The organism is Synergistaceae bacterium, from assembly GCA_012521675.1.
Classification (GTDB): Bacteria; Synergistota; Synergistia; order Synergistales; family Aminobacteriaceae; genus JAAYLU01.
Genome location: JAAYLU010000029.1, coordinates 1 through 6093, shown reverse-complemented (window position 1 = coordinate 6093; position 6093 = coordinate 1). Strand labels below are relative to the sequence as shown.

The 6093-nt window shown below is 56.4% G+C and carries 8 protein-coding genes, 2 tRNA genes and 1 riboswitch; of the genes, 7 read left to right on the top strand and 3 right to left on the bottom strand.

Annotation, left to right across the window (positions count from 1 at the left end):
- The first annotated feature begins 43 nt into the window (after positions 1-43).
- On the top strand, positions 44-400 hold the full coding sequence (locus tag GX181_03695; GenBank protein NLM71050.1) for a hypothetical protein: 357 nt from the start codon (positions 44-46) through the stop codon (positions 398-400).
- A gap of 85 nt (positions 401-485) precedes the next feature.
- Here GX181_03695 and GX181_03690 read toward each other — a convergent pair whose 3' ends face one another.
- The 3 genes from GX181_03690 to GX181_03680 are packed head-to-tail and all read right to left on the bottom strand — an operon-like array spanning position 486 to position 3129.
- Positions 486-1247, bottom strand: coding sequence for a DUF364 domain-containing protein (locus tag GX181_03690; protein ID NLM71049.1), 762 nt, complete (start codon positions 1245-1247; stop codon positions 486-488).
- A 54-nt stretch (positions 1248-1301) separates the two neighbouring features.
- Positions 1302-2702, bottom strand: a complete 1401-nt coding sequence (locus GX181_03685) for an RtcB family protein (protein NLM71048.1) — start codon at positions 2700-2702, stop codon at positions 1302-1304.
- A gap of 10 nt (positions 2703-2712) precedes the next feature.
- Entirely contained in the window at positions 2713-3129 is a 417-nt protein-coding gene (locus GX181_03680) for an archease (GenBank protein ID NLM71047.1), read from the bottom strand.
- Between the two features lie 164 nt (positions 3130-3293).
- Here GX181_03680 and GX181_03675 point away from each other — a divergent pair.
- The 6 genes from GX181_03675 to GX181_03650 all read left to right on the top strand — a co-directional run bounded on the left by GX181_03675 (position 3294) and on the right by GX181_03650 (position 5954).
- Positions 3294-3383 (top strand) — tRNA-Ser (locus GX181_03675).
- 78 nt (positions 3384-3461) lie between these two features.
- On the top strand, positions 3462-4106 hold the full coding sequence (locus GX181_03670; GenBank protein NLM71046.1) for a DNA alkylation repair protein: 645 nt from the start codon (positions 3462-3464) through the stop codon (positions 4104-4106).
- Positions 4107-4171: 65 nt separating this feature from the next.
- A tRNA-Ser gene (locus tag GX181_03665) sits at positions 4172-4259 on the top strand.
- A gap of 342 nt (positions 4260-4601) precedes the next feature.
- On the top strand, positions 4602-4871 hold the full coding sequence (locus tag GX181_03660) for a hypothetical protein (protein ID NLM71045.1): 270 nt from the start codon (positions 4602-4604) through the stop codon (positions 4869-4871).
- A gap of 301 nt (positions 4872-5172) precedes the next feature.
- Positions 5173-5284, top strand: a riboswitch (SAM riboswitch).
- 102 nt (positions 5285-5386) lie between these two features.
- Positions 5387-5707 (top strand): hypothetical protein, encoded by a 321-nt coding sequence (locus GX181_03655; protein NLM71044.1) that lies wholly within the window; start codon positions 5387-5389, stop codon positions 5705-5707.
- Positions 5708-5780: 73 nt separating this feature from the next.
- A complete protein-coding gene (locus GX181_03650) occupies positions 5781-5954 on the top strand; it encodes a hypothetical protein (GenBank protein ID NLM71043.1) in 174 nt (57 codons plus the stop codon).
- Positions 5955-6093 lie beyond the last annotated feature (139 nt).

Below are 6093 nucleotides of genomic sequence, written 5' to 3'. Positions count from 1 at the left end.
CCCGAGCAAAAGGAGCGAAGCCTCGAAGATGCTCCGCTACGCCATGCATCTGCCCATGTCCCTTGAGAAGTCCAGCGTCAACAGGACTTTCATCGATCGCCTGCAGGACGAGTCGTTTCACTACATTTTCCGCAGCTTCGCAGCGGGCACGTCGCCCGAGAACAGCTACTCCATGTCCCCGGACAACTTCTCGCTGGACATAGCCTCGAAGCGTAAGGAAGCGGACTATACCCAGCTCTACCTCAGGAGCTCCGGCGCGGACAGCCCGAGGAGCGTCTGGATGCAGCAGCACGACGGCCTCTGGTACGTTATAAACAACGCCAGCACCTACGCCGAGGTCCGTCCCCCGAAGTCCGCGCTCGACGCAAAGAAACACGCGCACGACGCCGACTACGACTAGAGAGACCATGGACAACTCTTGCCGCCCCGGATGTCAGGGCGGCAAGAGTTTTTTCCGGTCTGTAAGCTTGCGGCCCCTAGTCCTCTTACTTTATCCGCAGGTTCACCTTCAGGCTCACCCGTCCGAAGGACTTCGTCCCCCCCGCCTCGCTTACGATCCTAAGCAGCCCCTCCGGGTCCGTGAAGCGCCTTCCGGACAGGACGGTGACCCCGCGCTTGGCGAACGGCTCCGGCAGCAAGGGCGTCGAGGGTCCCATTACGCAGATCTCCCTTGCATTCGAGGACATCGCCAGGACATCCTCGAACGTACCGTTCAACAGGGTGGTCGCCGACAGGATCACCACATCGCACTTGGGCAGCTCCACTTCCTCCAGCGATGTATCGGCGATCCCCTCCCGCCCGACCTTCCCCTCGTCGAAGACGGTGCATTTACCCGCGTGCGGCTCTATCAGGCGCATCACGGGGGAGATGTCCCCGACCATACCAACACTGTCGGTAGAGACAATGCCCAGAAGCTCCACAAGGTCGTCGTTCGGGGAGTCCGCATCGGCGTCCTCGTAGCTTGTCAGGGCGTTCAGCGTTGCCAGTGCCAGCGCGGTCTCCACGACGTTTTTCGAGCCCAGCAGTGGTAAAAGCTCTTCCGCCGCCCTTCCGGTCAAGGATCCCGCCTTCGGCAGAAGCGAACAGCCTGCGATGCCGAGCCGGTGGCGAAGAACACAGGCCGCGCCTGCCCGTTCGTCATTCAGTTTCACAGCAGAATACCCCAAACCTATCCGAACATCCTCCACCCTCTGTCCCTCGAAGGCGGAAAGGCCGCACTCGATAAGATCCTCCGTAATCGTCCTCATCATCTTCCTTCTTTCCACATGAAAACACTATCGACCGGTCCTTGTGCCGCCGGCTCAGCCCTTCATCACCGCGACGGGACGCAGTCTGGCCACTTTCAGGCTTATCCCCGCTCGGTGAGCGACCTCCACGACGTTGGACACGTCCTTGTACGCATCTGGGGCCTCCTCGCCAAGAGTGCGCCTGCTCTGCGCCATCACGGTTATCCCTTTTTTCGAAAGAGATCGTATCAGCTTGCCGCCGTCGGTCCTTTTAAGCGCCTCTTTTCTGCTCATCCTTCTCCCCGCTCCGTGGCACGTGGAGCCGAACGTCTCCGCCTCCGCCCGCTCCGTTCCCAGCAGCACATGGCTCTCCGTTCCCATGCTCCCCGGTATCAGCACCGGCTCCCCGGCAAATGCGCGAGTAGCGCCCTTCCTGTGAACGCAGAGGGAGATCTCCTTCCCCTCCCAACGATGCCTTTCCATATGAGCCAGATTGTGACTCACATCCCACACAGCCGCCAGATGCTCCTTCGGAAAATACCTCTTGAAAACCCGCCGCGTCGCGTCGGCTATCACATGACGATTTGCCATGGCGAAGTTCGCCGCCGCCCTCATCGCGCCGAGATACTCGCGCCCCTCCGGCGAGGCCACCGGGACGCATACCAGCTGCCTGTCCGGCACGGAGATCCCGTACTTCGCCATCGCCCGGCGCATTATCTTAAGGGAGTCATCGCACACCTGGTGCCCAAGGCCGCGGCTTCCGCAGTGAATCATCACCGTGACACATCCCTCTGAAAGGCCCATCCTAGCGGCGGCCTCGTCATCGTAGATCTCGTCCACGGTCTGAATCTCCAGGAAGTGATTGCCCGAGCCTAGCGTGCCCAGCTGATTTCTCCCTCTCTCCTTGGCCCTTTGCGAGACCGCGTCCGGCAGCGCCTCCGCTAGTCGTCCGCGCTCCTCCGTCTTTACCAGGTCCTCCTTCGATCCGAAACCCTTTTTCACCGCCCACTCGGCTCCGTTCTCAAGCACCGTGTCGAGCTCCCTCTTCGAAAGCTCCATGCCGCCGCCGGAGACAGCCCCTGACGGCACAGCGGAGAAGAGCGCAGGCAGAAGCGAGTCGACCGCTTTTCGGACCTCCTGCTCCGGTATCCGGGAGGAGAGCAATCGCACCCCGCAGGAGATGTCGTAGCCGACCCCTCCGGGGCTGATTATTCCCTCCTCCTCGCTGAAAGCGGCCACGCCCCCTATCGGAAAGCCGTACCCCCAGTGAATATCCGGCATGGCGAAGCTGTAGCCGACGATCCCTGGAAGGGTCGCCACGTTCGCCACCTGGAGCAGGGAGTTATCCTCTTCAAGGGAATTTTCAATGTAGCCGTCCGCATATACCATCCCCGGAACTCTCATGCCGGGAACTGCTCCTTGCTTAAGCAGAATGCGCTCGTCATCTATTCTCTCCATGTATTTACGCAAGGGCATTCGCCTCCTCTCACATATCCAAAAACACCCGCAAGAACGGCGAGGGATCGGCGTTAACTTCAATGCCACCGTAAGTGGCCGCCTTCACCGCGATCCTGTCATGATTCGAAGGAATCAGCACTCCCTCGGCTGTCAGAGTCGCCTCGGTATCCGACACCGAAAGCGACGACGGCGCGAAAAGCACGTATCTCGTCTCGAGAAGAAAGAGCAACTCATTCAGCCAGGAGACCGCAAGCTCCTCGAGGTCGACCGCATCGATCGAAATTACGTGCGGATCGCCGTCCGCCCCTTGGAGCGAAGGTGCGGGCGCCCCATCAAGGCAAAGATGGTAAAACCCCTCGGCTGCCAGGCTGAAAAGCTCGTTCCAAGATCGGGCGGAGACCTCCAGCCCGGCGTCCGCCGTGTGGGCTATGATTTTCCAGCTCATAGAATTTTCACGCTCTTTCACGTTTTGTTGCGAGGCTTGGAAGGCCGATCGCCGAAGGACAATCAACCGTTGAACCTGTTACATTCATTATACCCCGTAGCACGCTTGGGGCAAAAAAAAGACTTGGCAACCTCTGACGGAGTGTGTATAATATCTTCTCGTGCGGAGAGGTGGCCGAGTGGTCGAAGGCGATTGACTCGAAATCAATTGGGCGGCTTGCCGTCCCGTGGGTTCGAATCCCACTCTCTCCGCCATCTATAACACCCCTTTTCAGTGAAGATCCCCGCTCTGATAAACTCCGGCCGACGCTCGATGAACAGGAGGAAGCCCGCATGGACATATTCAAAACCTTCAGAGACGCTCGCAACCCGGACAAGGGCGCTCCTATGAGCGAGTACATGCGGGGGCTCTTTCCCTTTTTAGGCATACAGAAGCCCGAGCGGACAAAACTTAGCCGCGAATTTCTTAAGGCAAAGTGCCGTGAACCCCTCGACTGGCAGTTTGTCTTCAAGTGTTGGGACCAGCCGGAGCGGGAGTTTCAATACCTTGCCATCGACTACCTTGGAAAAATGAAGCCCTCGTTGACAGCGGCCCACATACCGAACATCCGCACCCTTGTCGTGACCAAGCCCTGGTGGGATACAGTCGACTCGCTCGACATGATAGTGGGGGACATAGCCCTTGCATTCCCCGAGGTGAACGAGATCATGCTTGAATGGAGCCTCGACGAGGACATCTGGCTCCGGAGAATAGCGATAGATCACCAGCTCACGAGAAAGGAAAAGACCGACGAAGCCCTGCTGGAGAAAATCATCGTCAACAACCTGGGACAGACGGAGTTCTTCATCAACAAGGCCATCGGATGGAGCCTGAGGGACTACAGCAAGACGAACCCGGACTGGGTGAGGGATTTCCTTGAGCGTTACGGAAGTCGGATGGCGGCATTGAGCGTCAGAGAGGCCCGCAAATATATCTGAACCGGGCTTTTGCGCGCACCCGGTTTGCAATCAAACAATCTGTGATATAATACCTGCCGTTGAGCGGAGAAGTGGCCGAGTGGTCGAAGGCGGGCGCTTGGAGAGCGTCTGGGCTGCGAGGTCCCGTGGGTTCGAATCCCACCTTCTCCGCCATTTTTTTATCCTCGGACACGGGCCGAGCGAGGCGATCGCATAAGCAGGGCAAGGGGAAGGCATTGAAAGCCTTCCCCGTTTTTTGTTCGACGTGGAGATAACCGAGCGACATGAGGAATTGACCCGGCAGAGTCTATCCGTTGGACTCCGACAAAGGCTTGCAACTCCCCTCACTCCTGCGCTCTCTTCCGAAAGAACACATCTGCGGACAGCCCGAGCCATTACCCACGAACCCCGATCTGTTTGACGCGCGTGTGACCGCTAGACTTCCTTGCTACAAATCGCGAGGAGGGATGAACATGCAGACATTGAGCGAAGAAAGGACATTCCGGGAAAAGGTGAATGGTCTTAACTGCTTGGAGGCGAGCGAGGCTCAAGGAGGGCCTTAACAGGGAGAGCGGATGGGATTTGCACTCGTTAAGACACCAGTACGCTCGAGACCTTAAACAGGAGAGGGCCGCCGAACTGCGGGAGCAGCACGGCCCCGACTGGAGGCGCAAGCTCTACGGTCGTCAATGGAGGAACTCGCCGTGCTACGTCGAGGGATTCTACGGTCCCATCGCCCGAAGGCTCGGCCACACGAACAGCGAGATGGCGAAGATCTACGGGTGAAAACATCGCTCACAGTCGTAATTTTTTACTTTCTATTGCTGGAATAGAACAGACTTTTGAGTCATAATCCTTTCAAGCTCCCAAGCACTTGAGTAAAGGACGGAACCTAACATATCTCAAAAATCGCAAGTCATAGAAGATGATGCGGATTACACAATACAAGCTATCCTTCCGACGGAAAATCATGTCTAGACAAGAGTCTAGTACTGCAACACGAAGACGTGAGGCCATAGCTATTGATAATAGCGAGAATTATGTTATAATTTTTAATATAATTGAAGCGCATCTTTTCAACCTAGACTTTTTATCGAGAGTGGCTGAGGGACTGGCCCGATGAAGCCCGGCGACCTGTCTGTAAAAATGGATGTGGTGCCAATACCAGTGCTCCGGTTATCCGGTGCTGATGATAAGAGGGGTATCCATACGGACGTTTAAGTCCTATGGGAATTAGTTTCTTAATGCCTCTCAGAATTGAGAGGCATTTTTTTCGTTTTCCTAACAAGAGGAGGCTGGTTATGGTGAACAAGTCAGAGCGCTCACAGATGATATCAAAACTCGCGGAGAGACTGATAGAGACTATGATGGAAGAAGCAGTGTCACGTCTGCCGAAGGAGCAGGCATTGCTCGATCTGATTACGAGTCGCACATCAGAAGGGCAGCAGAAAGAACCCAGCTCGTCGTTCAACGCAGGGAGGGAACAGCCCCACGAACAGGCAACTGGTGGGGACTCCTCGGAAGATACAAAGCGCGACTGGGTTATGGAGATGCTGCTAGAAATGCATCCCGACCATACGGAGGAGGAGATAAAAGAGGCAGCCTACGGATTGCTGGGCTAAAGACAACAGCCCTCGAATACAAACCGGTAGACAATGGTGTCAAGCGACATCGTGAGAGAAGGGGGACTCTGTTGTGTATAAGGGCGAGGATACGATCGACTGGCTTTACGAGACACAACTGCAGGTCGACGACGAATGGACGGTCAGGACTGAGAAAGGGTTCAAATGGTGGGCTGCAGATCATGCGCAGACGGTGGAGCTTTTAGGAGAGGTCGAGCATCCTTATTCGGGAATGAAAGGGTATTGAATCGAAACAATACAATGTGACACTTGGAACTCCTTAATGTATCATTGAACCACATCGACCGCACCACGAGCATGGAGGCGCTGAAATCATGATCATGGAACCGCGCAATTCCAGGAGACCCCGGAGATTACACCATCCT